This window comes from Alphaproteobacteria bacterium, assembly GCA_020638555.1.
GTDB lineage: Bacteria > Pseudomonadota > Alphaproteobacteria > Bin95 > Bin95 > JACKII01.
Window position 1 is genome coordinate 147624 of sequence record JACKII010000004.1, and the last position, 25219, is coordinate 172842.

Genomic DNA, 25219 nt, shown 5'->3' on the forward strand with positions numbered 1-25219 from the left:
CACGATCCGCCATGCTTACACTCCGCCTCTCGTCCAGCGACAGGGGAACCCCGCCATGGCGGTCGCCTTCTCGGATATCCAGGCCGCAGCCGAAGCCATCGCCGGCCATGTGGTGCGCACGCCGATGCGCCCCTCCCCCTCGATTTCGGCACTCACCGGCGCAGAAGTGTGGCTGAAGCTGGAAAATCTGCAATTCACCGCCTCGTTCAAGGACCGCGGCGCGCTCTACCGCATCCAGGCCCTGACCGAGTTGGAGCGCAGCCTGGGTGTGATCGCCATCTCCGCCGGCAATCACGCCCAGGGCGTTGCCTACCATGCGGGCCGGCTGGGCATTCCGGCGACCATTGCCATGCCGAAAGGCACCCCCTTCGCCAAGGTCGCCCGCACCGAGAGCTTCGGCGCCCGCGTCATCCAGGAGGGCAACGATATTGCCGACCTGGAAGCCCTGGCGGCGGATTTGGTGGCGAAGGAGGGGCTGACCCTGATCCACCCCTATGACGACGAGCGCATCATCGCAGGCCAGGGCACGGTCGGCCTGGAAATGCTCGATTCCGCCCCGGACCTCGACATGATCGTTGCCCCCATCGGCGGCGGCGGTCTCATGGCCGGCATTGCGGTCGCGGCCAAGGCGATCAAGCCGGATATCCGCCTGATCGGCGTCGAGGCCGCGGCCTTTCCCAGCATGGCCTGCGCGCTAGCCGGCACGCCCGCCCCGCCCGGCAAGCCCACCATCGCCGAGGGCATTGCCGTCAAACACCCCGGCAAGCGCACCCTGCCGATCATCCGCGACCATGTGGAGGACATCATCGTCCTGAACGAGGCAGAGCTGGAATACGGCGTGCAGGAACTCGCCACCGTCGGCAAGGTGGTGGCCGAAGGCGCCGGCGCCGCCCCGCTCGCCGCGCTGCTGACCAAGCCGGAAGCCTTCCGCGGCCTGAAGGTGGGTCTGGTGATTTCCGGCGGCAATATCGACGCCACCATGCTGGCCTCCTGCCTGATGCGCAGCCTGGTGCGCCACAAACGCCTGGTGCGCCTGCGCGTCGAGGTGTCGGACGCCCCCGGCGGCCTCGCCCAGGCCACCCGCATCATCGCCGAGGCCGGCGCCAACGTGCTGGAGGTGGAGCACAACCGGCTGTTCTTCGACGTGCCGATCAAGCTGACCGAAATCGACTTCGTCCTGGAAGTCCGCGACGCCGCCCATGGCGACCGGCTGCTGGCCGCCCTCGCGAAGGAGGGTGTCAGCGCGCGCATTCTCGACCCCCATGCCCATGGCGTCCCGACGGTCTAGCGCCTAAAGTGCCCGCCAACAGACCGCTGATCCTGGGAGGATGCTTGCCATGAAACTGGGCGTAATCGGCGCCGGCGGCCGGATGGGCCGCATGCTGGTGCAGACCGTGACCGAGACCGAGGGCGCCAGCCTCGCCGCCGCCTGCGAGCGGCCGGGCAGCCCGGTGCTGGGCCAGGATGCCGGCGTGCTGGCGGGGGTCGGCGAGCTGGGCGTGGTCATCGGCGACGATGCCGAGGCGGTGTTCCGGGCCGCCGACGCGGTCATGGAATTCTCTGTCCCCGCCGCCACGGTGGAGCATGCGCGCATGGCCGCCAGGCATGGCTCCGCCCATGTGATCGGCACCACCGGCCTTTCGGCCGACGACGAGGCGGTGCTGCGCGAGGTCGCCGCCAAGACCGCCGTCGTCTACGCCCCGAACATGAGCGTCGTCGTCAACCTGATGTTCGCGTTGGTAGAGAAGGTGGCCGGGCTCCTGGGGCCGGAATACGACATCGAAATCGTCGAAATGCACCACAAGCACAAGATCGACGCGCCCTCTGGCACCGCGGTCGGCCTGGGCCAGGCGGCAGCACGCGGCCGCCAGGTGGACCTCGACGCCGTCGCGCAGTGGAGCCGCGAGGGCCATACCGGTGCCCGCCGGGCGGGCGATATCGGCTTTGCCACGCTCCGCGGCGGCGACGTGGTCGGCGAGCACACGGTGATGTTCGCAGCCCCGGGCGAGCGCCTGGAGATCAGCCACCGCTGCACCGACCGCCAGTTATTTGCCCGCGGTGGCGTCCGCGCCGCGCTCTGGTCCGGCGGCAAGGCGCCCGGGCTCTACACCATGAAAGACGTGCTGGGACTGGACCTTTAGGCCCCGGTTTCGGCGAGGCCGCCGCCGCCATCGCCACCGCCGCCAGCCATAGCCTCGCTGCCGGCGGCCACCCCGCTGTCGGTCGGCCAAGTGCGGGCGGCGCGCAACGCCTCCTTCAGCACGCCGGCAAACTCCACCCGCTCCTCCGGCGGCAGGAAGGCGCCGATCACCAGCCGCTCGCGGCCGCTGGCCAGGAGCAGGGTGCAGTCGTGATCCTCCGGCTTCAGCAGTTCGACCCGCGCCCAGGCGGGCTGGAAGCTCCAGGTCTGGCGCTTGCCGTTCGGCTGCACCCGTTGCACGGTCAACTGGTGCCGGGTCACCCGCACCACCTCGCACAGGCGGCCGCTGCGGTAGGACAGGCGAAACGCCCAGTAGAGCAACAGCACGTCGAGCCCGAAAAACACGAATATCGGCCAGGCGCCGATGGTGACGAACAGGATGCCCGCGGCAAAGCTCACCACCGCCACCGCCAGCATCAGGGTGAAAAACCCCTGCGGCGGCAGCGAGCGGTGCGGATAGAGCACCACATCCAGAAGGAACGGCGAGCGGTACGAGTCGGTCATGGCACCTGACTATATGGTCGTTCGCGCCTGCGAAGCGAGAGGCTTGTTTTCCGGCGGCCTAGCCCTGGAACGGAAAGCGCTGCACCAACAGGAACGGCGCCGCCCGTGTCTCCTGGCGGTAGACGCAGATGGCATCCACCGGCAGCGGCGCGGCGGCGAACGGGGACAGCCGGGGCTCCAGATAGGCAGCGATGGCGGCGTGCACAGCGTCGTCGCGGATGGAGTCGGTCAGGGTCATGTGGAAGCGGAACTCCTCCATCACATAGGGATAGCCCCAGCGTTGCAGGTTGGCCTCCTGCGGTTCGGAGAGACCGCGGGCGCGCCGCTGCGCCAGTTCATCCGCCGATGGCGGCGCGCGGAAGGCGTCGAAGGACCGGACGCAGTCGGCGGCCAGCGCCTCCATCGCCGGGCAGGGCGCGGTCAGGCCCAGGGCCTGGAACCGCCCGATCCGCCGCAGCCCGACCGGCGGCGCGTCGAAGGCCGGACGGCCCGCGGCGAATGACCGGGCGGCGGCCAGCAGCGCCGCGGCGTCGGTGCCGTCGGCCAGATGGAAGGGCGGCTTCAGCGTAGCGTGGAAGCCATAGTTGCGGGGCGACCCGGTGGCGGCTGCCAGCGCCGCGGCGGAGAGGCCGGGCACCGCCGGCTGCGGCAGCGCTTCGCCGCCCACGGGGTCGCGGCCCAGCCAGCCGATGCCGAAGCGCCAGAGCGCCGAGTCCGCGGCGGGGGCGTAGTAGATGGCGTAGCGCTCGCCGCTCGGCACGGGTCGCTTCCCCTCAGGCGACACCGAGGGCGGCACGCACCTTCGGGAACACTTCCTCGCCCAGGCGGCACATGGTGTCGAGCACCAGGCCCTGGGGCATGCCCGGCCATTGCACGCTCATGACCACATGGTTGACGCCGGTCTCCTGTGCCAGCGTCACCAGCCGCTCCGCCACCTCGTCGGCGGAGCCGATCAGGAAGCGGTCTTTCAGCAGGTCGTCCAGTTCCTGGCCCAGGTCGTTGTCGCCTTCCGGCATGGCCTTGGACTGGCCCCAGGCGTTGTAGGTCTCGTACTTGTCGGCCAGATAGGGCCGGCAGATCTCCAGCGCCCGCTCGCGGGTTTCGGCGACGAACACCTCGCGCCGGATCGGCAATTCGTCCGGGAAGGGCTTGCCCAGCTTGTCGAGCGCCGCCTTGTAGACGTCGAGCTGGCGCTTGATCGTGCTGATCGTGTTGTGGGGGTTGATGTACCAGCAGGTGCCGATCCGCGCCGCCCGCTCGATGGCCTTGTCGGCGTTGGCGCCGATCCAGATCGGCGGGTGCGGCTGCTGCACCGGCTTCAACGGGCAGGAGGCGCCGGCCAGTTCGAAATGGCTGCCGACCATGTCCACGGTTTCTTCCGACCAGAGGCGCTTGACCGCCTCCAGCGTCTCCTCGAAGCGGCGGACCTTCTGGCGCGCGGCGGTGCCGAACGCCTTGAACTCCACGTCGCGGTAGCCGAGGCCGGCGCCGAAGATCAGCTTGCCGCCGGTCATGACGTCGAGGGTCGCCAGCTGCTCGGCCAGGTCGAGCGGCTTGTGCAGCGGCACCAGCACGATGCCGGCATTGATGCGCAGGTTCGGCGCCTCCGCCGAGACGCGGGCCAGATAGGGAAGCTGCTGGAAATCCTGGTAGGGATGGGCCGAATAATGGCTGCCCTTGGTCAGCGAGGCAAAGCCCAGCCGGTCGGCGAGGCGCGCCTGCTCCATCAGTTCGGCGAACCGCCTCTGCATGTCGTCGCCATAGGGGAACTGGCCTCGGGTCATCAGGCCGAATTGCATGGGGGCGAATCCTTCGCGTACCGAAATATGGGCTGCCGCCGGCGAGCGGCGCTATCCAACCTTAGCAAAAGTGGCCAAACCTGAACAAACCCTAACATGAGGCGACACCGCCCCTCCCCTGCGGCGTCATCGCGAGGGGCGAAGCCCCGTGGCGATCCAGGGGCCGGTCCGAGGAAGGGCGTGCGCGGGTTGGGGGACGGCGGAACGGAAGGCGCGGTCTGGATTGCTTCGTCGCCCCGGATCAAGCCCGGGGCTTCTCGCAATGACGGCGGGAAACCACATCGGGGAAATACCGGTCATTTCCTCTTCTGAGTGTTCGTTCACGCGAGCGACTCTGGCATCACGCGAACATACCAATGATCGTTACGACGATGCCGCCAGCCCCGACAGCAATGGCAATCGCATCGACCTTGGAGCGGTTGCGATCCAACATACGGAAAAAGCGACTGGCGAACTGGAAGAAGGCGCCTCTCCGGGCTTGAGCGTCCGGTTCGTCCGGATTGGTCGCGGTCTCGCTGTCCTCAACCATTTGGTCGCCGAGGCGAGGAACGGAAACTTCAGCAAGCCCTTTGCCCAGTTTCCGCATATCCGCCTGCTCGGCGGCTGTCAGTTCCTCGAGATGGAAGTCGATGCGGGCATCGAGGGCTTTCTTGACTTGAGGGTCATTCGCCAAAATATCGAGCGCGATGCTGCGGAGCTGCTGGCGAAAATCCTCCACCGCATAGTCATTGGACGGCAATTCTTCACGCTGGCACATGATCTTGATGCGATGGGCGGATCGCAGCAAGGCATGGTAGACGAGATAAGGAAATTCGCCGGTTTCGGCCAATGCTTTCACCAAGGGCCGAATGGCCTCTGGCAATGCGGAAAGCGGTTGCGGTCGGTCCGCCACCGCCTCGGCAATGTCCTCTAAGAGAATGGTTGCGCGCTGCAGGCCTAGTTGAAACGCGTCCGCGTCAATTTCGGTGATTGGTTCGACGTCAAACCGGTCGTCTCGTTCGACGATGCGTTCGGCGTTGTAGGAGTTCTCGATGGCCTGCGGCAGGGCAGTGGCGATGGAATCGCCTTGCGGTGGGTCGACCGGGTCTTCTGCTTCGAATCGGGCAGCGATCTCCGCGATGCGGGCGTTGATTTCGGCGTCGGAGCCATGCCAGAAATCGTTGTCCTGGAGGGCGATTTCGAGCAGTAGGGGCCAATTCTGACGGCGGCCGGTCAGGAAACGACGGTACCAGTCGAGCCAGAAATGCCAGGCTGCATCGCTGCCGTAGTGGCGTTGCACCTCTCGCCAAGCGATTGCCAGAGGCGCGGACGCTCGATCGGGAAACAGAGGCGCCGACCGCAACGGTGTCCCCTCAGTAACAGCCATACAATCGGAGCGAAGAACCGACCAAGCGGCGGCGGTGGCGGCGGCGTCGGCGTAGGCGAAGGCGGCGGTGGCGGCGAAGGCGGCGTCAGCGGCGGTGGCGGCGAAGACGGCGTAAGCTGCGGCGCGGGCTGGGAAGACGGCGTCATAGGCGACGGCGTAGGCTGCGTCGTCAGCCACGGCGTAGGCAGCGTAGGCGGACCCTCGCAACGCGCTAACGTACCCCGAATCTGTCATCATCCCCGTTGGTGCTAACCCGGCAACATTCGCAATCAAATTGGCACGTACAAAGGGCAGCGACGAGAATGTGTTGTTTCTAGCCAATATCGCCCACACCGCCGGCAGCACCCGCGCCGCCGCGCGCGCCGCAAGTGCAACGCGAATCTGCTGCGGCTGACGGGTTTCCTCCAACCACGCGCGAAAGCTCTCTGGATCTCGGATGTCGGCAACCTCAACCATGCGGAGAGTGTCGCACCGTTGGGTAGGGGGTGCCAGCGCAAAATGGGAGGGTGGAGTGGAAAGGGCTTTCCCCTGAGGCTAGCGGCCCCGGATCGGCCGGGGGCCGTCCGGGGAACACTCGGCCCGAGGCCGGCCGGGGTATTCACACTCTCAAACGCCCCCTCGCCTATTCCGGCGAGCCCTCGGCCATGCGGCCGGCTTTGCGGCGTTTGAACCAGCTCACCAGATAGGGCTGGCTGATACCGAGGACGGCCAGCACCAGGAACAGCGCCGCCAGGGGCTGCACGAAAATCCGGGTCCAGTCGCCGTCGAACATTTTCAGCGAGTTTTGCAGGTTGGTCTCCACCATCTCGCCCAGGATCAGGCCGATGGCGACGGGGGCGATGGCGAAGCCGAAGCGGCGGAACAGATAGCCGATCACGCCGAACACCAGGCAGACCGTAACGTCCAGCATCGACTGGTCGAGCGAATAGCTGCCGACGATCGAAAATGCGAACACGATCGGCCAGAGCACGCTGCGCGGGATCAGCGTCACGCGGGCGAACAGCTTGGCAGCGAACAAGCCCAGGAAAAAGAACATCACATTCGCCACCAGCATGGTGCCGAAAATGGCGTAGACCTTGTCGATCTGCTCCGTGAACAGGTGCGGGCCGGGGCGGAGGCCGTGCACCAGCAGGCCCACCAGGATCACCGCCGTCGTGCCGCTGCCGGGAATGCCGAGGACCATGGTCGGCACCATGGCGCCGCCGGTAGCGGCGTTGTTCGCGGCCTCCGCCCCGGCAATGCCCTCGACCGCGCCCTTGCCGAATTCCTCCGGCGTGCGGCTCCAGCGCTTGGCCTCGGAATAGCCGATCATGCTGGCCACCGTCGCGCCCTCGGCCGGCAGGATGCCGATGAAAGTGCCGATGCCGGACGAGCGCAGCACCGCCCGCCAGATCTTGCGGTAGTCCGCCAGGGTCGGCAGCTTGACCGCCTTCATGGAGATGCGCTCCACCACCTGGTTCAGGCTCCGCGACTGCACCAGCAACTCGCTGAGGGCGAACATGCCGACCAGAACGGGGATGAAGTTCAGGCCCTCATAGAGTTCGTAATGGCCGAACATGAAGCGCTCGACCCCGGTGGTGGCGTCGGCGCCGATGGTGGCGAGCCAGACGCCGAACATGCCGCCCATCAGGTTGCGGATCGCCCCGCCCTCGCTGATCGAGGCCAGCATGGAAAGGCCGAACACGGTGAGCGCGAAATACTCCGGCGGGCGGAACTCGTAGGCGACGCGGGCCAGCATGGGCGCGGCGATGGCCAGCACGATCACCGAAAAAATCCCGCCGATGGTGGAGGCGACAACGGCCACGCCCAGCGCCCGCCCCGCCTCGCCCCGCTGCGCCAGCGGAAAGCCGTCCAGGCAGGTGGCGGCGGCGGCGGGCGTGCCGGGCGTGTTAATCAAAATGGCGGTAATGGCGCCGGCAAAGGTGGCAGAGACATAGATGGTCGTCATCACCGCGATGGCCGGCACCGGCTCCATGGTGAGCGTGAACGGCAACAGCAGCGCCGCGCCGGTGGTGGCGCCCAGCCCCGGCATGGCGCCGATCAGCACGCCGCCGACCGTGGTGATGAAGATCAGCCCCATCAGGTAGGGGTCGCCCAGCACGGCGACCATGGCGAAGACGGCGTCGGCGACCATGGGCGGCTATCCGTAATACCAGTCGGTGAAGAGGCCGCGCGGAAAGCGCACCTCCAGCAGCAGGTCGAAGGTGAAGAAGATGACCCCGGTGGTCAGCAGCGCCGTCAGCGCCGCCACCCACCAGCGCCGCTGCCCCCAGAGCAGCGACAGGGCGAACATGACCGCGGCCATGGCCAGGATCAGGTCGACCTCGACCGCCAGCAGGTAGAACACCCCCAGCAGCACCGCCGTCGCCCAGGTCTGGTAGGGCTCCCAGTCGCGGCGGCTGACCGGGCTCATCAGGATCTGCGCGATCAGGCCCAGATTGAGCACGGCAATCACGCCCATCAGGAAGATGGGAAATACCCGCGGCTGCATGGAATGGCCGATGATGATCGGCAGCGCCTCCTCCATTTGCAGCGAGAAATGGGTGACGAGGCCGCAGAAGGCGAACACCACCACCGGCACGCCATAATCGCCCCAGCCGACGCCGCGCGCGGGCGTCTCCGCCGACGGCAGGTCCGGGGGATGCCGGGAGGGAGCGGTCATCGCGCGCCCTGCCGCTCGGTGCCGGGGATGGCGGCGAGGTCGAGGGTCCAGGGCTGGCGCGAACGGCACCAGACCTGACGTTGCGGCACGAATGCCGCGCGCTGGCGGATGGTGCCGACGCGCAGGCTAAAGACATCCCCGGCCGCCGGTTGCTCCGGCCCGCCATGGATGCGGGTGCCGCACTCCGGGCAGAAGGTCAGCGCGCGGCGGTTGCCGCTCTCCGCCGTCTTGACCCAGGTCTTGAGCGTGCCGGCGGTCAGGCGGAAATCGGCGACCCGCACCGGCACGACGACGCCAAAGGCCGAGGCGGAATGGGTCTGGCAGTCTGTGCAGTGGCAGACCACCGTCCGCGCCGGGTCCGCTTCCGCCTCATAGGCGACATGGCCACAAAAGCACTGGCCGTCGATGTGCATGGGAGTGTCCTTACCGCGCGGCCGGCTATTTCACCAGGCCCATTTCTTTGGCAGCGGGCACAAGGTCTTCCAGCAGCTTCTTCATCTGCTTGCCCCAGTCGTCCGCGCCCAGCACCGACGAGTTGTCGAGGCCGGAGGATGCCAGATAGGCTTGGTAGACGCTGTTGTGCATCGCCTTCAGCATCGCGTCTTCCAGCTTTTTGGCGCGGTCGTCCGGCACGGCTGCGTGGGTGACGAAACCGCGGACGGTGGCGAATTCCACGTCCACGCCCATTTCCTTGGCCGTCTTGGCATCGGGAATCGGCGCCATGCGGGCATCGGCCAGCACCACCATCGGGCAGATGTCGCCCGCCTCGATCTGGGCCGAGGCCTCCGAGAGATTGAGCACGCCGACGTCGATGGAGCCCGCCACCAACTGCGTCGCCAGTTCGCCGCCGCCCTTGAACGGCACGATATCCGGCTGGATCGCGCCCGCCTTCTTGGCGAAGACATAGGCGGTGATGTGGTCGAGGCCGCCGATATTGGTGGTGCCGAATTTCAGCTTGGTCTTGCGCACGCCCTCCAGGAATTCGTCGGACGTCTTGTAGGGGCTGGTCTTGCAGTTCACCATCAGGATTTGCGGGTCATTGGTGCCGCGCGCGAGCGGCCGCATGTCCTCCAGCTTCAGGTCGGTCTTGCCGAGCGCCATGGTCAGCGCATGGCCGTTGGTGAAGGCCAGGACGGTGTAGCCGTCGGCGGGCTGCGACTTGAAATACTCCATGGAGAGCGCGCCATTGCCGCCGCGCTTGTTGACGACGACCATGTCGACGCCCAGTTCGCGCCGCGTGCGCAGCATCATCATGCGGGTGTTGACGTCGGTGCCGCCGCCCGCGCCGGCATGGGTGATGACCTCGATGGTCTTGGAAGGGTAGTCATCGGCCAGCGCCGCCGAAGCGGCGAACGCGGCGCCTGCCGCAGCCAGGGCCAAACGGGTCACAAACTTCATTGGCGCAACTCCCTTTTCGGTCTCGGTTCTGTGGATACCGGCTTGAGCCGAAATGGTGCGCAGCCTTGCGACAAACCGTCAACCCGACAACCTGCCCGTCATGTCCGGTCATCCACCATGCGGTAATTCCCGGAAGGACGGGCAATTGCTAGAGTTCGCCCCGATCACTCCCTCCAGCGGCCCCGCTCCATGCAAGATTTTCTGTTCCAGCAACTGTTTCCCGAGGGACGTCGCCAGCCGGGCTTGAGCCTGACCAATTGGGTGGTCAGCATCCTGATTGGCGTATCCGTCGTCATCACGGTTGCGGAAAGCGAGCCCACCCTGCCGGAGATGATGCGCCTGTGGTGCAACCGCATCAGCAACGCGGTCTCGGTCGTCTTTCTGGTGGAATATGTCCTCCGGGTCTACGCGGCCGGCTGCCTGCCGGAATATCGCGGCATCCGTGGCCGGCTGCGCTTCGTCACGCGGCTGCGCATGTTGATCGACCTGGTGGCCGTCAGTCCCGTCTTTGCGCCGTTGCCGGATCAAACCGTGCTGATGCGCATTGCCCGTCTGGCGCGGATCCTGCGCCTGCTGAAACTGGGCAATCTGGCCGCGGCGGAGGCCGCCATCGTCACCGCGGTTTCGGCCCGGCGATTCGAACTGGGGCTGGCGGGCGTGCTGGCGGCGATCATCCTGCTGGTCAGCGCCACGTTGATGTATCTGGTGGAAGGGCCGGGCCAGCCGGAGCAGTTCGGCAGCATTCCGCGGGCGCTCTGGTGGTCGGTCGCGACCCTGACCACGGTCGGCTATGGCGACGTGGTTCCGCACACCTGGTTGGGCAAGGTAATTGCCGGCGCCTCGGCGATCATTGCCGTCAGCTTGGTGGCGCTGCCGGCGGGCATTCTGGCGGCGGCGTTCAGCGATGCGTTCCAGGAGCAACGGGCCCAGCGCCAGGCCGAGCGCATCGCCGCCCGGCAAGAGCGACGACATTAGCCGCCCCCTGCTCCCGCCTCCCCTGCCCAGGCGGCCAGGTCGCGGCGGCCGGCCAGCATCTGGTCGAGCGTGCCCCAGCTGCACATGTAGTGGCCGCGGAAACCGCCGGCCTCCAGGCGCCGGAACAGGTCGACGAAGTCGATGGTGCCGGTGCCGGGGTGCATGTGCAGTTCGTACTCGCCATTGTTGTCGGCAAGCCGCACCTCGTGGCAGCGGCGCATATCCATGCCCGCGATCCAGGCAGCAATGCCGTCGGCGTCGTAATGAGCGTGGTTGACGGTGAAGGCCCATTGCAGGTTCGGGCTCGGGATTGCCTCCAGCCAGGCGCGGGTGTCGGCGAGCGTGTCCGGCATGTAATGGACCTCGGCCCGGTCCGGCTCGCCGTTCAGGTTTTCCAGCAGCAGCAACACGCCCCGCTCCTCCGCATAGGCGACGGCGCGGCGCAGCCGGTCGATGGCGGCGGCCCGGCGCAGGGAGCGATCGTCGGTGAAGTGGAAGCCGCCATGCACCACCACCCACTCTGCCGCGAGCGCCGCGGCCAGGTCGATATAGGCGCGGAGATAGGCGTCCGCCGCCTGGCGCAGGAATGGCGCCACCTCGGCCACGTTGACGGCGGACAGCGTGTGCAGGCCCAGATGCAGGCCGGCGCCGGCGGCGGCCTCGCGCAGGGCCGTGCAGGTGGCGGCGTCGAAGCGCTCGAGCGCGTTCGGAGCGAGATCGCACTGAAGGTCGATATAGCGGACGCCGTTGCTAGCAGCCCAGGCGACGGCGTCCTCCGCCGGCAGCTTGCGGCCGATGTCGATGCCGATGCGGTCCAGGACCGTCCCTGCCGGCATGGGCCCTAGCCTTTGGCCGCCAGGATCGCCTCTTCCACGTCGCGAAGCTGGTCCTTGCCGAAGAACATCTCCTCGCCGACGAAGAAGGTCGGGCTGCCGAAAGTGCCGCGGGCGACGCTGGCCTCGGTGTTGGCGACCAGCCGGGCCTTCATCTCCGGCTCCTGGGTGCGAGCCAGCAGCGCCGGGCCGTCGAAGCCGGCGGCGGTCAGCGCGTCGGCGGCCACGGCCGGGTCGTCCATCTTCAGCCCCTGCTCCCACATGCAGCGGAACACCGCGTCGACATAGTCCGCCAGCCGGGCCTCGGCCTCCGCCACGACGGCGCCGCGCATGATCAGCAGCGTGTTCACCGGGAAATGCGGGTTGCGGACATAGTTGGTGATCTTGTGGCGCTTCAGAAACCGCTCGGTCTCCCGGCGCAGGAATTCCGGCTTGTTCTTGATACCGCCATACATCTCCATCGGCGACTTGTTGCCGGTCGCCTTGAACACGCCGCCCAGCAGCACGGGCACATAGCGGAACGGCGTGCCGGTGCGCGCCTCGATCGCCGGGATCACCCGGTGCGAGAGATAGGCGTTCGGGCTGCCGAAATCGAAGTGGAATTCGACGGAAACGGGGTTGGCCATGGCGGTGGGTCCTTACCAGGGTTCCTTGTGCGGGCGCAGGTCGAGTTCGAACGTCCAGGCATCCCGCGGCTGGTTGTGCAGCATCCAGTAGGTCTCGGCAATGCTGGCCGGTTGCAACAGGTCGCCGGGCGCGACGGGCTTGCCGGCGGCGGCACGGCGCTGGTGCACCCAGGCGGTGTCGACGCCGGCGTCGACGACCAGATGGGCGACGTGGACGCCCTGCGGCCCCAACTCCCGCGCCATGGACTGGGCCAGTGCCCTGAGGCCGGCCTTGGCGCTGGCAAAAGCGGCAAAACCGGAGCCGCCGCGCATCGAGGCGGTCGCGCCGGTGAAGAAGATCGAGCCCCTGCCCTGCGGCACCAGATGGCGCGCCGCCTCGCGGCCGGAGAGGAAGCCGGCATAGGCGGCCATCAGCCAGACCTTGCGGAAGACCCGCTCGGTCGTCTCCAGGATCGGGGCGTGGACATTGCCGCCGACATTGAACACCGCCACTTCCAGCGGCGCTTGGGCCTGGGCGGCCTCGAAGAAGCGGACCACCTGGTCTTCCTCGCGCGCGTCGAGGGTATGGCCGAAGGCGGTCCCACCCGCCGCCTCGATCTCGGCCACCAATGGTGCCAGCTGGTCGCCGTTGCGCCGGCCGAGATGGACGGCATAGCCCTCGGCCGCGAATTTCCGGGCGACGGCGGCGCCGATATAGTCGCCGGCGCCGACAATGGCGCAGGACGCGTTGCGGGATGACATGGCGGCCTCCTGAAAAAGCGTATCTACACGTATCCTGCCCGAAACCGGTATCGCTGTAAATCGCCATCCGTCGGACCCGCGGCCTTTACGTCGGCATGGCGACGGACTTTACTGTCGGTCCTCCTGATACACCCGGCCGAGCGAAAGGCTTGCCATGGCTCGCGAACTGCTGATCAACGCCTTCCACATGAACTGCATCGGGCACCAGTCGCCCGGCCTGTGGACGCATCCGCGGGACACGTCCCGCCACTACAACACGCTCGCCTACTGGGTCGACCTGGCGCGGACGCTGGAGCGGGGCCTGATCGACGGCATTTTCCTGGCCGATGTGCTGGGCGTCTACGACGTCTATGCCGGCACGCCGGATGCGGCCCTGCGGGCGGCGATCCAGGTGCCGGTGAACGACCCCTGCCTGCTGATCCCGGCCATGGCGATGGCGACGGAGCATCTGGGCTTCGGCGTTACCTGCACGCTGAGCTTCGAGCCCCCCTACCCGTTCGCGCGCCGCATGACGACGCTGGATCACCTCACCAATGGGCGGATCGGCTGGAACATCGTCACCGGCTATCTGAACAGCGCCGCCCAGGGCATGGGCCAGAAGCAGCAGACCACCCACGACCTGCGCTATGACATGGCCGCCGACTATATGCAGGTGGTCTACAAGCTGTGGGAGGGCAGTTGGGAGGACGGCGCGGTGGTGCAAAACCGCCAGACCGGCGTCTTTGCCGACCCGGCCAAGGTGCATCGCATGCGCCATGACGGGCCGTACTACCAGTTGGACGCGATCCACATCTGCGAGCCCTCGCCGCAACGCACGCCGGTGCTCTATCAGGCCGGCGCCTCGGCCAAGGGGCGGGAGTTCGGGGCGGCGCATGCGGAGTGCCTGTTCATCGGCGGCCCCTCGGAAAAGGGGACGCAGAGCTATGTCGCGAACATGCGCGAGCGCGCGGTCGCGGTCGGCCGCACGGCGGACGACCTGAAGATCTTCTCGCTGGCGACACCCATCGTCGGCGCCACCCGGGCCGAGGCGGAGGACAAGCTGGCGGAATACCGGCGCTATGTCAGCTCCGAGGGGGCTTTGGCGCTGCTATCCGGCTGGCTGGGCGTCGATCTCTCCGGCCTGCGCCCCGACGACACGCTGGGCGACCTGTCGCCCGAGCAATTGCAGACCGAGGGCATCCAGTCGGCTTTGGAGAGCCTGACCAAGGGCGTGGCCGACACGCAATGGACCGTCCGCCAGCTGGCGGAATACGCCGGCATTGGCGGCCGCAGCCCGGTGTTCGTCGGCACCGGCGCCGAGGTGGCGGAGCAGATGATCGCCTGGGCCGATACCACCGGCGTCGACGGCTTCAACCTCGCCTATGCGATCATGCCGGAGACGTTCGAAGACCTGGTCGATTCCGTGGTGCCGGAATTGCAGAGCCGCGGCCGTTTCAAGACCGCCTATCGCGAGGGCACGCTGCGCGACAAGCTGTTCGGCCGCCCCCGCCTCGCCGCTCCGCACCCGGCCGCGGCCGCTCGCATCGGCTGAGGCCGGTGGGGTAAGGAGCCCGTGTTTCCCGGCCGCCGCGGAGCGGTGTGCCGGGACCGGTGTCCTTCATCGAACACCGGCGCCCGCGGTGTTCGCGAGAGCGGCCGGCCCCGGATCGGCGCTCCGCACCGTCCGGGGAACAGAGGCGCACCGCACCGTCCGGGGAACATGGGCTCGGATGCCGCGCCCTCGGTCGGGCCGGTCGCCAGACGCCGCGAGAGCCCTTACTGCCCGCGCAGGGCCTTGACGCCATCCAGGACCGATTGCATCTCCGCGGTGTCGCCGGTGCCGGATTGCAGGCGGGCCGTGGCCATCGTCTCCGCCTTGTCGAGGGCGGACTTGGCATCGTCAGTGCGCCCCAGCACGCCATAGGCGCGGCTGAGCCGCAGCCAGCCAGCCGGGTCGTCCGGATTCTCCGCCAGGCGGTCGGCTAGGCGCTGCACCATGCTCTGGATGAAGGCGGCGCGGTCGGACCCGCTCATCTGGCCCGCGGCGGCGACGTCGGCCGCGGACGGCCCCCGCTGCGGCCGGGCAATGTCGGCCCCGCCCGCGGCGGCCATGGGCGGCACCGGACGCGCCTGTGCCGGCCGATTGGGCACGGGGCGGCCTTCCTGCTTGGCGAGCAGGTCCTCGACCTCGGTCATCTGCCGGGCCACCGGCTCGCGCCAGGACGCATCGGCCGGGGCATCGGCCAGCAGCGCCTTCCAGCGGCTGATCGCCTCCGTGAACTGGCCGCGCTGGGCCAGGCCGAGCGCCAGGAAATGGCGCGACTTCGCCACCGTCGGATCGAGCGCCAGCGAGCGCTTGGCGGCATCGAACGCGCCGTCGTCGACCCGGCCGCCGGCCGCGGCGATGCGCAGGTCGGCGAGTTCCGCCCAGTCCATGGCTTCGACCTTCTTGCCCTTCAACTCGATCATCCGCGCCCAGGCGCTGGCGGCGGCGCCCCATTCGTTCAGCGCGCGATAGGAGCGGGCCAGCATGGTCCAGCCCTCCAGGTCGTTCGGCTGATCCTTCAGGCGATCGGCCAGCGCGGCAACCATGCGGCGGAAATCGGCGATTTCCTGCTCGTGCGCCACCTGCGGCTCGGTGGCGGCGCGGCCGGCGAGCGGATCGTCCGGCAGGTTCGGCGAGCCGAGTGCAGCATAGACGACGATGGCCGCAATCGGCACGGCAAAGCCGCCGATCAGCGCCACCGCCATGCCCGCCTTGCGCAGCGCAAAGGCGATCCAGCCGGCAATGACCAGCGCAACCAGCGCCAATCCCAGTCCTGACAACATCATCCGGTCACCGACCCCGTTGTTTCCTCGTCATCCGGACCCCGGTCCGGCTCGGTCGCCAGCTTCGCGCGCCCCCGGCGGGCGATCTGCCAGATCACGAACGCGCCGATCACGGCCAGGCCCAGCGGCCCGAACCAGAGAATCCACGTGCTTTCCTTCACCGGCGGCTTCAGCAGCACGAACTCGCCATAGCGGGCGACGAGATAGTCCTTGATCTCCTGATTGCTGTCGCCGGCTACCATCCGCTCGCGCACGATGCGGCGCAGGTCGCGGGCGATGTCCGCCTCCGAGTCGTCCAGCGACTGGTTCTGGCATTTGGGACAGCGCAATTCCTTGCTGAGTTCGCGGGCGCGATGCTCCAGCACCGGGTCCTTCAGCATTTCCGAGGGCGCGATGGCCCAGGCCGCCGGCGCTGCCAGCACCCACGCCACCAGGGCAAGCAAGACCAGCCTCATTGCAGGGACTCCACCAGCGCCAGCACCTGTTTCGCCGTCTCCTCGTCGAGCGGCCCCGGATTGCGGAAGCGGACCCGGCCCTGGCCGTCGATCACGAAGGTTTCCGGTATGCCGTAGACGCCGAAGTCGATGGCGACCCGGCCATCCAGGTCGGCGGCGACGCGGTCATAGCTGTCGCCCAGGCGACGCAGGAAGGCGAGTCCGTCCTCGGGCTTGTCCTTGTAGTTGATGCCCTGGATCGTCACGCCGTGCTCGCGCGCGAGGCGGTTCAGGATCGGGTGTTCGACCCGACACGGCCCGCACCAGGAGGCGAAGAAATTCACCAGCATCGGCTTGCCGTGGCCGAGATTCGCGGTCGCCAGCGGCTTTGCCGGCTCGCGCCCGGCAAGCGGCGGCAGGTTGAACTCCGGCACCGGCTTGTCGATCAGCGCGGACGGCAGCCGGCTCGGATCCTTGCCCAGGCCCTGCCAGAGATAGACCGCGAGGCCCGCAAACAGCAGCAGCGGCAGCAGATAAATCAGACGTTTCGCCATGAGCCTAGGCCGATGCCTCCGCCGCACCTGCGGTTTGCTTCCGGGTCCGCCGCACGCGCACCCGACCGCTGGCCGAGACGAGGCCGCCAAACGCCATCAGCCCCGCACCGAACCACATCCATGGCACCAGCGGGTTGTGATAGAGGCGGACGGCCCAGCCCTCGTCGGCGCTGCCCTCGCCGATCACGGCATAGAGGTCGGCGAGGCCGGTGGTGTGGATCGCCGCCTCGGTCGTGTTCTGGCGCGAGTCGGGATAGAAACGGCGTTCGGGGTAGAGGACGGCGACGGTCTTGCCGTCGTCGTCGCGCACGGTCATCTGGCCGCGCACGGCCTCGTAATTGGGGCCGAGCGTGTCGTAGACCCGGTCGAGCGTCCAGGAATAGCCGGACAACTGCGCCGTCTGGCCGACCTTCATCAGCTGCACCCGCTCGCCCTGCCAGACGCTGGCGGCGGTGATGCCGGCGACGATGACCGCGGCGGCGATATGGGCGAGCGTCATGCCGTGCACCTCCGCCGGCAGGCCGACCAGCCGTCGCAGCGCACCGGGCCCCCACCAGCGGCGGACCCAGCCATAGAACGAGCCGACCGCCAGCCAGGCCGCAACGCCCAGGCCGATGACGCCGGCGACACCGGCGCCGCCGATCCAGATCGCGACGGCGACAACGATCGCGGCCGCTATGGCCGCCAGCCACAGTTGCTTCACCGCGCGCAACGCATCCGCCTGGCGCCAGGCGAGCAGCGGGCCGACCGCCATCAGGCCCAGCATGGGCAGCATCAGCGGCACGAAGGTGCTGTTGAAATAGGGCGGGCCGACCGAGACCTTTTCCCCGGTGATCGCCTCCAGCACCAGCGGGTAGAGCGTGCCGATCAGTACGGTTCCGGCGGCGGTCGCGAGCAACAAATTGTTCAGCAGCAGTGCGCCTTCGCGGCTGACCGGGGCGAAGCCGCTGCCGCCCTCCATGGCCGGGGCGCGGATCGCGAACAGCAGCAACGCGCCGCCGACGGCGATGCCCAGCAGCATCAGCACGAACACGCCGCGGGTGGGATCGGTCGCGAACGCGTGCACGCTGGTCAAGAGGCCGCTGCGCACGATGAAGGTGCCGAGCAGGCTGAGCGAGAAGCCCAGAATGGCCAGCAGCACGGTCCAGGATTTGAAGGCGTCGCGCTTGATGACGACGCTGATGCAGTGCAGCAGCGCGGTGGCGACCAGCCAGGGCATGAAGCTGGCGTTTTCCACCGGGTCCCAGAACCAGAACCCGCCCCAGCCCAGCTCGTAATAGGCCCACCACGAGCCGAGCGCGATGCCGAGCGTCAGGCCGGACCAAGCGATCAGCACCCAGGACCGCGCCCACCGCGCCCAGTCCGGGGTGACGCGGCCCTCGATCAAGGCGGCGACGGCAAAGGAGAAGGCCGTCGACATGCCGACATAGCCGAAATAGAGCAGCGGCGGGTGGAAGACGAGGCCGGGATCCTGCAAGAGCGGGTTCAGGCTGTTGCCGTCGACCGGCGGCGTCGCCAGCCGCACGAACGGGTTCGAGGTCAGCAGGGTGAACAGCAGGAACCCCGACGCCACCATCGCCTGCACCGCCAGCACCCGGGCGCGCGTCGACTCCGGCATGCCGCGGTTGAACGTGGCGACACAGGCGCCGAACAGCACCAGGATCAGGATCCAGAGCAGCAGCGAGCCCTCGTGATGGCCCCAGGTGGCGGCCAGCTTGTAAAGGAAGGGCTTGGCCGAGTGCGAGTTCTCCGCCACCACCAGCACCGAGAAATCCGAGCGGGCAAAGGCGTACATCAACGCGCAAAAGGCCAGCGCCACGCAGATCAACTGCCCCCAGGCGGTGTGCCGGGCGAGGCTCATCAATTCGCGATTGCCCCGGCTGGCGGCCCAGAGCGGCACCGTGGCCTGCAACAGCGCCAGCATCAAGGCCACGATCAGGGCGAAGTGGCCGGTTTCGACGGTCATGCGGGCAAGCCCTTCCTGCTAGTTTGTGGCGGTCGGCTTCCACTCGCCGGCGGCTTTCAGCGCGTCGGCGACTTCGGGCGGCATGTATTTCTCGTCGTGCTTGGCCAGCACCTCGTCCGCCCGGAAGGTGCCGTCGGGCGCGAGCCGTCCGGTGGTGACGACGCCCTGGCCCTCGCGGAACAGGTCCGGCAGAACGCCGGTATAGGCCACGCCGATCGTCTTGGCGCCGTCGGTGATGCGGAAATGCACGTCGACGCCGCTCTTCTGCACCGAGCCCTCCTCCACCAGCCCGCCGACGCGAATCGACTGACCGACGGCGACGTGCTTGGTCTCCAGGTCGGTGGGGCTGTAGAAGAACACCAGATTGTCCTCGAACGCGTTCAGCACCAGCGCGGCCGCGCCGCCAAGGGCGACCAGGGCAAGAACGACGATCCAAAGACGGCGATGTTTCGGTTTCATGTCCGTTCCACTTTCGGGGCCCGACGCCGCTCGCGCTTGCCGAGCGCCGCCTCCGCCCGCTCCGCTTTGACCAGCCCCCGCCACGACCAGACGAACAGGGCGACGATGACGCCGGCCGCGATGCCATAGGCGGGCCAGATAAAGGCGGCATAGCCGCCCATGGCGAAGAAGTCGGCCATTATCGGGCCTCCCCGGCGCGCGAGCGGGCCAGTTGCAGCGCCGCCACCCGTCGTTCCGCCAGTTCCACGCGCATGCGCAACAGGAACAGCAGCAGGAACAGGCCCATATAGGCGCCCGCCATCAGCAGGAGCGGTGTCAGCATGGCCGGGTCGATGGCAGAGGCGCCCATGCGGGTAATGCTGGCCGGCTGGTGCAGCGTGTTCCACCAGTCCACCGAGAATTTGATAATGGGCAGGTTGACGATGCCGACCAGCGCCAGTACCGCCGCGGCCTTGGCCGCGCGCTGCGGCTGCTCGAACGCGTTCCAGATCGCGATATAGCCCAGATAGAGGAACAGCAGCACCACGACCGAGGTCAGACGCGCGTCCCACACCCACCAAGTGCCCCAGGTCGGCTTGCCCCAGAGCGAGCCGGTGGCCAGCGCGATCGCGGTGAAGCCGGCGCCGATGGGCGCCACCGCTTTGCCGGCCAGATCGGCGAGCGGATGCTTCCAGATCAGCCCGATGGCGCTGGCGACCGCCAGCATGGCGTAGCCGAACATCGCCGTCCACGCCGCCGGCACGTGCACATACATGATGCGCACGGTGTCTTTCTGCTGATAGTCGATGGGCGAATTGAACAGACCGTAATACAGCCCCGCCACCAGACAGGGCAGCGTCACCGCCAGCAACCAGGGTTGCAGGGCGCGGGCCAAACGCAGGAACCGCGCCGGATTGGCGAAACGGTGCAGGGCCGAGCCGCGCACCGTGGGTCCGGAATGCTCGTTCGAAGGGGTCGATGCGGTCACCAGTCCACCTTACTCGCCGGTCTGCCGGAGCGCCACCGCTGCCGCCCAGGGCGCCAGCACCAGCGACAGCAACAAGAGTGCCCCTAAAATGGAGACATGCGCGCCGAATGCCAGTCCCGTTTCCGCCGCAGTCACCGTGCCCGACATGAAAATCAGAACGGGGATGTAGAGCGGCAACACCAGCAGCGCCAGCAACACGCCGCCGCGCCGGGCCCCGAGCGTCAGGGACGCGCCGATGGCCCCTACCAGGCTGAGCGTCGGCGTGCCCAGCGCCAGCGCCACCACCAGCCCGGCAATGGCGGGCCAGCTCATTTGCAGCAGAATTCCCAGCACAGGTGCCGCCACGATCATCGGGCCGCCGGTCAGCAGCCAGTGCGCCAGGGTCTTGCCCATGACCAGGCTCCAGAGCGGCGTCGGGGCGGTCAGCAACAGATCGAGCGTGCCGTCCTCGTGATCCTGCTGAAACAGCCGGTCCAGGGCCAGCAGCGTCGCCAGCAGCGCCATCACCGCCAGCAGGCCGCCGCCGATTCGCGACAGCATGGCCGGCTCCGGCCCCAGGCCCAGCGGGAACAGCAGCGCGCCCAGGGCAAAGAACTGCACGGCCAGCAGCGCCCCGCCGCTTTCGGCGCGGGCCAGCTTCAGGTCGCGTGCGAGGATCGCCAGAAAGCCGCTCACCCCGCCTCCCCCAGGCGCAACCGGTGCGTGGGCGCAAATCCCAGGTCCTGATGCGTGGCGATCACCGCCATGCCGCCCATGGCACGGTGCGCCTCCACCGCCCGGGCAAACGCATCGGTCGAGGCTGCATCCAGCGCCGTCGTCGGCTCGTCCAGCAGCCAGAGCGGCGCCGGAATGGCCACCAGACGCGCCAGGGCCAGCCGCCGCTTCTGCCCGGCCGACAACACCCGCGCCGGCAGGTCCAGCAGGTCGGCGATCGCGAACTGGGTGCTGGCCCGCTCCAGCGCCGCGGCATCGCCGCCGCCGGCGAGCCGCTGCCAGAAGGCGAGATTGGCGGCGACCGTCAACGCGCCCTTCACGGAATTGTGATGGCCGAGATAATGCAACCGGACGGTGTCATCCGGCGGCGCGGGTTTCCAGTCCACCCGACCTTCGGCGGCGGCCAGGAGTCCGGCAAGAATGCGCAACAACGTGGTTTTGCCGGTGCCGTTCGGGCCGGTCACGACCAGCGCATCGCCGGGCGCCAGGTCGAGATCGAGCCCGTCGAACAGCCATCGTTCGCCGCGCGCGCCGGCGAGGCCGCGGGCCTGAAATTGATAGCGAAAGTCGTTGTCTAGCACCATGCGAGCCTCATAAACACCCCGGCCCGTCCTTGCCTAGAGGGTTCGGCAGCGCACCCCGGCAACCGCTCCAAAAAAAAGGCGGCCAGCGAAGGGGGCACTCGCTGGCCGCAAGGAGGGCGGGAGTCTGGGTCCAGACTCGTGAAGACGGGCGAACAACAGACCGTCTTCCATGATCAGTCTGCGCCGTTCGGAGTCCCATTTCAAGGCTTATCGTGTACGCACACGATTCATGATTTGCTGCCGAAACTTTGTGCCTCTGCTATTGTAACCGGCTGAGCCGTGCCCAAATTTACCGCACGTTCAGGGTTGGAATACCGAAGAGGGCCGGGCCGTGACCGAGGTCCGATGGAGAAGTTTAGCAATGAAACACAGTGTAGCCGCCCTGGTGGCCACTGCCGTTGCAACCGTGGGCATTGCCATGGCGATTTCCGCGGATCGGGCCGCGCCGACGAGGGCGCCGACGGACGTTAACGCCATCGCCCAGGAAGACCCGGCATCGGCGCTGTGGACGGCCGCGCGGCAGTTGACGGCAGCGCCGGTGCGGGAGGATTCGCTGCGCGAGACCGCGGCGGTGGGTGGCCAGTGGGTCGACTCCGCCAGTGCGCCGGCCTCCGTGGCCGGCCGCGAAGGCACCGTGCGCGTCGCCCGCTATTACGGCGCGAGTGAGGACGCGGATGCCGCGGCGCTGTTGGCCGCGCCGGAACCGCCGGTCGAATGGATCGCCATCGGCTTCAAGCCCGCGGACTCCGCCGGTTCCTGGCATTGGATCCGTTACCGCCCCGACGGTTCGGCCCTGCCCGCAGCGCCCGCCAAGCCCGTCGCCGTCAAACCCATGAGCAGCGCCGAGCCCGTTCAGGGGCCGTGCAGCAGCGAAGACCCGCCCTGCATCGCGCAGGCAGAAGGAGCAGCGACCAACTGCTGACGTATTGAATAGACAGCGAGATCGGACGGCTTACCCCCCCATGGCCGTCCGTAGGCCGGGCCGGCCCACCCATGCCCTGCACTCTCTCGTGGCCGGCCCGGCCGCCCTTGCCTCGATCTTGTCTCGGCGGCGGTCGTAACTGCATCCCACCCTTGTCCCACACCCCGATCCGGTAAACAATCCCCGGCATGCCCCGCCCCGATCCGAGGACGCCGCCCATGCCAGAGATTGCCCCCGCAACCGCCCCTGCGAGCGCAACGGTCATCCGCAACGCGGCCTGGGCCGTGGTCTGGGATGCCGCCAACGGGCGTCACGCCTATGCCCGCGACGTGGACGTCGCCTTTGCCGGCGGCGCCATCACCCATATCGGCAAGGACTATCGCGGACCGGCCGCCACCGAGATCGACGGCCGCGAGCGGCTGGTGCTGCCGGGCATGATCAACATCCACACCCACCCGACCAGCGAGCCGTTGCGCAAGGGCATCACCGACGAGACGCTGAGCCCCGGCTTCTGGCATTCCTCGCTCTACGAATACCTGACCGTGTTCGGCAATGACGGGCCGGGCAATGTCGCGGCCATGCGCGTCGCCCTGGCGGAGTTGCTGCGCTCGGGCGTGACGACGGTGGTGGACCTCTCGATTCCGTTCGATGGCTGGCTGGACGTGCTGGGCGGGGCCGGCATCCGCGCGGTCGCAGCACCCATGTTCCGCGACGCCCGCTGGTACACGGACGACGGCCACGAACTGAAATACGACTGGGACACGAGCGCCGGCCGCGAGGGCTTCGAGCGCGCGCTCCGCCTGATCGACCTGGCGAACCAGCATCCGAGCGGCCGGCTCTCCGGCATGGTCGCCCCGGCGCAGATCGACACCTGCACGGCGGACCTGCTGCGCGACGCCCACGACGCCGCCGCCGAGCGCAACCTGCCCTTCCAGATCCACGCCGCCCAGAGCGTAACCGAATTCCACGAGATGCAGCGCCGCCACGGCCGCTCGCCGATCCAGTGTATGGCGGAGCTGGGCGTACTGACCGACCGCTCGATCATCGGCCACGGGATTTTCCTGGACCATCACCCCTGGCTGCACTGGACGACGCGGGCCGACCTGGGACTGCTGGCGGACCGGGGGGCGACGGTCGCGCACTGCCCGACCGTGTTCGTGCGCCGGGGCATCGCGCTGAACACGTTCGGCGAGTATGGCCGGCGCGGCATCAATCTGGGCATCGGCACCGATACCTACCCGCACAACTATCTGGATGAGTTGCGCACGGCCCTCTACACGGCGCGCTCGGTGGCGGGCTCGGTGGCGGACCTGACCACGGGCAATGTGTTCGACGCGGCGACCATCGGCGGCGCGCGGGCGCTGCGGCGGGATGACATCGGCCGGCTGGCGGAGGGCGCGCGGGCGGACCTGGTGCTGGTGGACCTCAAGCACCCGGCGATGATGCCGGTACGCGAACCGCTCCGCAGCCTGATCTATGTCGCCCAGGACCGGGCGGTGCGCGACGTGTATGTCGACGGCGAGCCGGTGGTGCGCGACGGCGCGTGCCTGACCATCGACCTCGCGGCAGAGAGCCAGGCGCTGGAAGAGGCGCAGGCGCGCTCCATGGCGAAGGTGCCGGAGCGCGACTGGGCGGGGAGGACGACGGACGAGTTGGCGCCGATGGTGCTGCCGGTGGTGGGGTAAGGGGTTGACGGCTTTCTCCGCACTAATCCGTTTCCATTATTGCCTAGAGTAGAAGAAACCCTTGATAGTAAATAGGATGCCTCACTCCAGTGAATATAGATCAAGACGAAGTCTCTCAGGTCGTAGCTATTATCGAAGATTGTGCACGAATCCAATCGCTGATTAAGAGTGATCGTGAGGCAGCAATAAATGAAATCAAAATTCTAAGCATGCTACCCCACCCTTCTGGGCTAGGTTCGATGCCGATCGGCCGGGAAGCCTCCGACCGAATATTTAAGTTGGCACTTAGGGCAAGGCACGCGCACGGTTTGGAACGTCGTGTCTCACTCCAGAACGTCAGGAAACCGCTTGAAAGCGAACTCGTGAAGCGATTCTTCAAAGAGCGCCGCCCAGTTAATCATCAGCAGGTCAATCGCCTGCTATCTTCGGCGGCGAGGGCCGCCGAGCGAAATTGCCAGGACAGAACCTATTACATCCCGATCAGGTTTGCGTCTACGCAAGAACCGAACTGTTTGTCACTCGGACCAGTGAACCTGATGACGCGGAAGACAGCATGGTCCAAGCTGTCGACTGCTGGGCGCGCCTATGCCAGAAAGTATACAGACCAGAGTAATCGAGGCATATCTCGAATGTTGATTCGTGATTCACTCGAATATTATCGAAATTTCAACTGGATCGCTGAGGTCCAAATCAAGGGATGCGATCAAGAGACAGCAGAGGCGGCTGCCTTCAAGGCCGTTGGATCAGCAATAGACTGCCTCCATATCATCTTATCTTACCGATACTCTCAAAAGCTGCGCATCGGCGGACTTGGGTTGCGCTCCGACCGACGCGCCTTGGTTCAACTGGACCAAAATGGCGAGATGGAGATTTCCAGCTCACATGGTTGGTTTGAGCAAGCTGGACTCGCTGAGGGATGGTCAAAAATATTTGAGGAAAGACAATATAGGAAATGATGCGCCTTACTGGAATTGCATTGCAATGTCGCTCTGATCCAACCATCAAACGCCCGTTGTGCGAAC

General features: G+C 67.4%; 27 protein-coding genes. 7 read left to right on the forward strand and 20 right to left on the reverse strand.

What is annotated here, in order from left to right; translation table 11 throughout:
- The first annotated feature begins 55 nt into the window (after positions 1-55).
- Both H6844_14670 and H6844_14675 read left to right on the forward strand, forming a co-directional pair.
- The gene (locus tag H6844_14670) at positions 56-1288 is read left to right on the forward strand and encodes a threonine ammonia-lyase (GenBank protein MCB9930642.1); all 1233 of its coding nucleotides are present in this window, start codon (positions 56-58) and stop codon (positions 1286-1288) included.
- Positions 1289-1337: 49 nt separating this feature from the next.
- Positions 1338-2141, forward strand: coding sequence for a 4-hydroxy-tetrahydrodipicolinate reductase (locus tag H6844_14675; GenBank protein MCB9930643.1), 804 nt, complete (start codon positions 1338-1340; stop codon positions 2139-2141).
- On the opposite strand, the gene H6844_14680 is transcribed toward H6844_14675, so the two are convergent.
- From H6844_14680 to H6844_14715, 8 genes are all read right to left on the reverse strand, one after another.
- Positions 2138-2704: a DUF2244 domain-containing protein gene (locus H6844_14680; GenBank protein MCB9930644.1), complete on the reverse strand. Its 567-nt coding sequence runs from the start codon at positions 2702-2704 to the stop codon at positions 2138-2140. The two genes, H6844_14675 and H6844_14680, sit on opposite strands and share 4 nt — an antisense overlap.
- A gap of 58 nt (positions 2705-2762) precedes the next feature.
- Positions 2763-3464: a DUF1045 domain-containing protein gene (locus H6844_14685; protein MCB9930645.1), complete on the reverse strand. Its 702-nt coding sequence runs from the start codon at positions 3462-3464 to the stop codon at positions 2763-2765.
- Positions 3465-3477: 13 nt separating this feature from the next.
- A complete protein-coding gene (locus H6844_14690) occupies positions 3478-4503 on the reverse strand; it encodes an LLM class flavin-dependent oxidoreductase (protein ID MCB9930646.1) in 1026 nt (341 codons plus the stop codon).
- Positions 4504-4843: 340 nt separating this feature from the next.
- Positions 4844-6325, reverse strand: a complete 1482-nt coding sequence (locus H6844_14695) for a hypothetical protein (GenBank protein MCB9930647.1) — start codon at positions 6323-6325, stop codon at positions 4844-4846.
- Positions 6326-6491: 166 nt separating this feature from the next.
- Positions 6492-8003 carry a tripartite tricarboxylate transporter permease gene (locus tag H6844_14700; GenBank protein ID MCB9930648.1) on the reverse strand — a complete coding sequence of 504 codons (1512 nt, stop codon included), beginning with the start codon at positions 8001-8003 and terminating at the stop codon, positions 6492-6494.
- Between the two features lie 6 nt (positions 8004-8009).
- Entirely contained in the window at positions 8010-8531 is a 522-nt protein-coding gene (locus H6844_14705) for a tripartite tricarboxylate transporter TctB family protein (protein ID MCB9930649.1), read from the reverse strand.
- Positions 8528-8944: a GFA family protein gene (locus H6844_14710; GenBank protein ID MCB9930650.1), complete on the reverse strand. Its 417-nt coding sequence runs from the start codon at positions 8942-8944 to the stop codon at positions 8528-8530. The genes H6844_14705 and H6844_14710 overlap by 4 nt, the downstream gene beginning before the upstream one ends.
- A gap of 25 nt (positions 8945-8969) precedes the next feature.
- Entirely contained in the window at positions 8970-9929 is a 960-nt protein-coding gene (locus tag H6844_14715) for a tripartite tricarboxylate transporter substrate binding protein (protein ID MCB9930651.1), read from the reverse strand.
- Between the two features lie 189 nt (positions 9930-10118).
- On the opposite strand from H6844_14715, the gene H6844_14720 reads away from it, so the two are divergent.
- Complete coding sequence (locus H6844_14720) at positions 10119-10904, forward strand: ion transporter (GenBank protein MCB9930652.1); 786 nt, start codon at positions 10119-10121, stop codon at positions 10902-10904.
- Here the strand turns inward: H6844_14720 and H6844_14725 are convergent.
- From H6844_14725 to H6844_14735, 3 genes are read right to left on the reverse strand one after another with little or no spacing between them, the layout of a single operon-like run.
- Positions 10901-11740 carry a sugar phosphate isomerase/epimerase gene (locus H6844_14725; GenBank protein MCB9930653.1) on the reverse strand — a complete coding sequence of 280 codons (840 nt, stop codon included), beginning with the start codon at positions 11738-11740 and terminating at the stop codon, positions 10901-10903. The genes H6844_14720 and H6844_14725 overlap by 4 nt on opposite strands.
- A gap of 5 nt (positions 11741-11745) precedes the next feature.
- Positions 11746-12363, reverse strand: coding sequence for a 2-hydroxychromene-2-carboxylate isomerase (locus H6844_14730; GenBank protein ID MCB9930654.1), 618 nt, complete (start codon positions 12361-12363; stop codon positions 11746-11748).
- A 12-nt stretch (positions 12364-12375) separates the two neighbouring features.
- On the reverse strand, positions 12376-13104 hold the full coding sequence (locus H6844_14735) for an SDR family NAD(P)-dependent oxidoreductase (protein MCB9930655.1): 729 nt from the start codon (positions 13102-13104) through the stop codon (positions 12376-12378).
- Between the two features lie 154 nt (positions 13105-13258).
- Here H6844_14735 and H6844_14740 point away from each other — a divergent pair, with 154 nt between their 5' ends.
- Entirely contained in the window at positions 13259-14635 is a 1377-nt protein-coding gene (locus tag H6844_14740; protein ID MCB9930656.1) for an LLM class flavin-dependent oxidoreductase, read from the forward strand.
- Between the two features lie 224 nt (positions 14636-14859).
- On the opposite strand, the gene H6844_14745 is transcribed toward H6844_14740, so the two are convergent.
- From H6844_14745 to ccmA, 9 genes are all read right to left on the reverse strand, one after another.
- Positions 14860-15894 carry a hypothetical protein gene (locus H6844_14745; GenBank protein ID MCB9930657.1) on the reverse strand — a complete coding sequence of 345 codons (1035 nt, stop codon included), beginning with the start codon at positions 15892-15894 and terminating at the stop codon, positions 14860-14862.
- A gap of 17 nt (positions 15895-15911) precedes the next feature.
- Complete coding sequence (locus H6844_14750) at positions 15912-16367, reverse strand: cytochrome c-type biogenesis protein CcmH (GenBank protein ID MCB9930658.1); 456 nt, start codon at positions 16365-16367, stop codon at positions 15912-15914.
- A complete protein-coding gene (locus H6844_14755) occupies positions 16364-16900 on the reverse strand; it encodes a DsbE family thiol:disulfide interchange protein (GenBank protein MCB9930659.1) in 537 nt (178 codons plus the stop codon). Before H6844_14755 ends, H6844_14750 begins: the two co-directional genes overlap by 4 nt.
- 4 nt (positions 16901-16904) lie before the next feature.
- Complete coding sequence (locus tag H6844_14760; GenBank protein ID MCB9930660.1) at positions 16905-18866, reverse strand: heme lyase CcmF/NrfE family subunit; 1962 nt, start codon at positions 18864-18866, stop codon at positions 16905-16907.
- An 18-nt stretch (positions 18867-18884) separates the two neighbouring features.
- A complete protein-coding gene (ccmE, locus tag H6844_14765) occupies positions 18885-19325 on the reverse strand; it encodes a cytochrome c maturation protein CcmE (protein ID MCB9930661.1) in 441 nt (146 codons plus the stop codon).
- A complete protein-coding gene (gene ccmD, locus H6844_14770; protein ID MCB9930662.1) occupies positions 19322-19504 on the reverse strand; it encodes a heme exporter protein CcmD in 183 nt (60 codons plus the stop codon). The genes ccmE and ccmD overlap by 4 nt, the downstream gene beginning before the upstream one ends.
- Positions 19504-20235: a heme ABC transporter permease gene (locus tag H6844_14775; protein ID MCB9930663.1), complete on the reverse strand. Its 732-nt coding sequence runs from the start codon at positions 20233-20235 to the stop codon at positions 19504-19506. The genes ccmD and H6844_14775 overlap by 1 nt, the downstream gene beginning before the upstream one ends.
- A gap of 66 nt (positions 20236-20301) precedes the next feature.
- Positions 20302-20967, reverse strand: a complete 666-nt coding sequence (gene ccmB / locus H6844_14780; protein ID MCB9930664.1) for a heme exporter protein CcmB — start codon at positions 20965-20967, stop codon at positions 20302-20304.
- Positions 20964-21590 (reverse strand): heme ABC exporter ATP-binding protein CcmA, encoded by a 627-nt coding sequence (ccmA, locus tag H6844_14785; protein ID MCB9930665.1) that lies wholly within the window; start codon positions 21588-21590, stop codon positions 20964-20966. The genes ccmB and ccmA overlap by 4 nt, the downstream gene beginning before the upstream one ends.
- A 361-nt stretch (positions 21591-21951) precedes the next feature.
- On the opposite strand from ccmA, the gene H6844_14790 reads away from it, so the two are divergent.
- The 3 genes from H6844_14790 (at position 21952) to H6844_14800 (ending at position 25153) form a co-directional block, all read left to right on the forward strand.
- Positions 21952-22512, forward strand: a complete 561-nt coding sequence (locus H6844_14790; protein ID MCB9930666.1) for a hypothetical protein — start codon at positions 21952-21954, stop codon at positions 22510-22512.
- 218 nt (positions 22513-22730) lie between these two features.
- A complete protein-coding gene (locus H6844_14795) occupies positions 22731-24197 on the forward strand; it encodes an amidohydrolase family protein (protein MCB9930667.1) in 1467 nt (488 codons plus the stop codon).
- An 89-nt stretch (positions 24198-24286) separates the two neighbouring features.
- On the forward strand, positions 24287-25153 hold the full coding sequence (locus H6844_14800; GenBank protein MCB9930668.1) for a hypothetical protein: 867 nt from the start codon (positions 24287-24289) through the stop codon (positions 25151-25153).
- The last annotated feature ends 66 nt before the right edge of the window (positions 25154-25219 follow it).

Coding starts and splice junctions, on each gene's coding strand:
- H6844_14670 (MCB9930642.1), top strand. CDS start 56: ATGGCGGTCGCCTTCTCGGATATCCAGGCCGCAGCCGAAGCCATCGCC.
- H6844_14675 (MCB9930643.1), top strand. CDS start 1,338: ATGAAACTGGGCGTAATCGGCGCCGGCGGCCGGATGGGCCGCATGCTG.
- H6844_14680 (MCB9930644.1), bottom strand. CDS start 2,704: ATGACCGACTCGTACCGCTCGCCGTTCCTTCTGGATGTGGTGCTCTAT.
- H6844_14690 (MCB9930646.1), bottom strand. CDS start 4,503: ATGCAATTCGGCCTGATGACCCGAGGCCAGTTCCCCTATGGCGACGAC.
- H6844_14695 (MCB9930647.1), bottom strand. CDS start 6,325: ATGGTTGAGGTTGCCGACATCCGAGATCCAGAGAGCTTTCGCGCGTGG.
- H6844_14700 (MCB9930648.1), bottom strand. CDS start 8,003: ATGGTCGCCGACGCCGTCTTCGCCATGGTCGCCGTGCTGGGCGACCCC.
- H6844_14705 (MCB9930649.1), bottom strand. CDS start 8,531: ATGACCGCTCCCTCCCGGCATCCCCCGGACCTGCCGTCGGCGGAGACG.
- H6844_14710 (MCB9930650.1), bottom strand. CDS start 8,944: ATGCACATCGACGGCCAGTGCTTTTGTGGCCATGTCGCCTATGAGGCG.
- H6844_14715 (MCB9930651.1), bottom strand. CDS start 9,929: ATGAAGTTTGTGACCCGTTTGGCCCTGGCTGCGGCAGGCGCCGCGTTC.
- H6844_14720 (MCB9930652.1), top strand. CDS start 10,119: ATGCAAGATTTTCTGTTCCAGCAACTGTTTCCCGAGGGACGTCGCCAG.
- H6844_14725 (MCB9930653.1), bottom strand. CDS start 11,740: ATGCCGGCAGGGACGGTCCTGGACCGCATCGGCATCGACATCGGCCGC.
- H6844_14730 (MCB9930654.1), bottom strand. CDS start 12,363: ATGGCCAACCCCGTTTCCGTCGAATTCCACTTCGATTTCGGCAGCCCG.
- H6844_14735 (MCB9930655.1), bottom strand. CDS start 13,104: ATGTCATCCCGCAACGCGTCCTGCGCCATTGTCGGCGCCGGCGACTAT.
- H6844_14740 (MCB9930656.1), top strand. CDS start 13,259: ATGGCTCGCGAACTGCTGATCAACGCCTTCCACATGAACTGCATCGGG.
- H6844_14750 (MCB9930658.1), bottom strand. CDS start 16,367: ATGAGGCTGGTCTTGCTTGCCCTGGTGGCGTGGGTGCTGGCAGCGCCG.
- H6844_14755 (MCB9930659.1), bottom strand. CDS start 16,900: ATGGCGAAACGTCTGATTTATCTGCTGCCGCTGCTGCTGTTTGCGGGC.
- H6844_14760 (MCB9930660.1), bottom strand. CDS start 18,866: ATGACCGTCGAAACCGGCCACTTCGCCCTGATCGTGGCCTTGATGCTG.
- ccmE (MCB9930661.1), bottom strand. CDS start 19,325: ATGAAACCGAAACATCGCCGTCTTTGGATCGTCGTTCTTGCCCTGGTC.
- ccmD (MCB9930662.1), bottom strand. CDS start 19,504: ATGGCCGACTTCTTCGCCATGGGCGGCTATGCCGCCTTTATCTGGCCC.
- ccmA (MCB9930665.1), bottom strand. CDS start 21,590: ATGGTGCTAGACAACGACTTTCGCTATCAATTTCAGGCCCGCGGCCTC.
- H6844_14790 (MCB9930666.1), top strand. CDS start 21,952: ATGAAACACAGTGTAGCCGCCCTGGTGGCCACTGCCGTTGCAACCGTG.
- H6844_14795 (MCB9930667.1), top strand. CDS start 22,731: ATGCCAGAGATTGCCCCCGCAACCGCCCCTGCGAGCGCAACGGTCATC.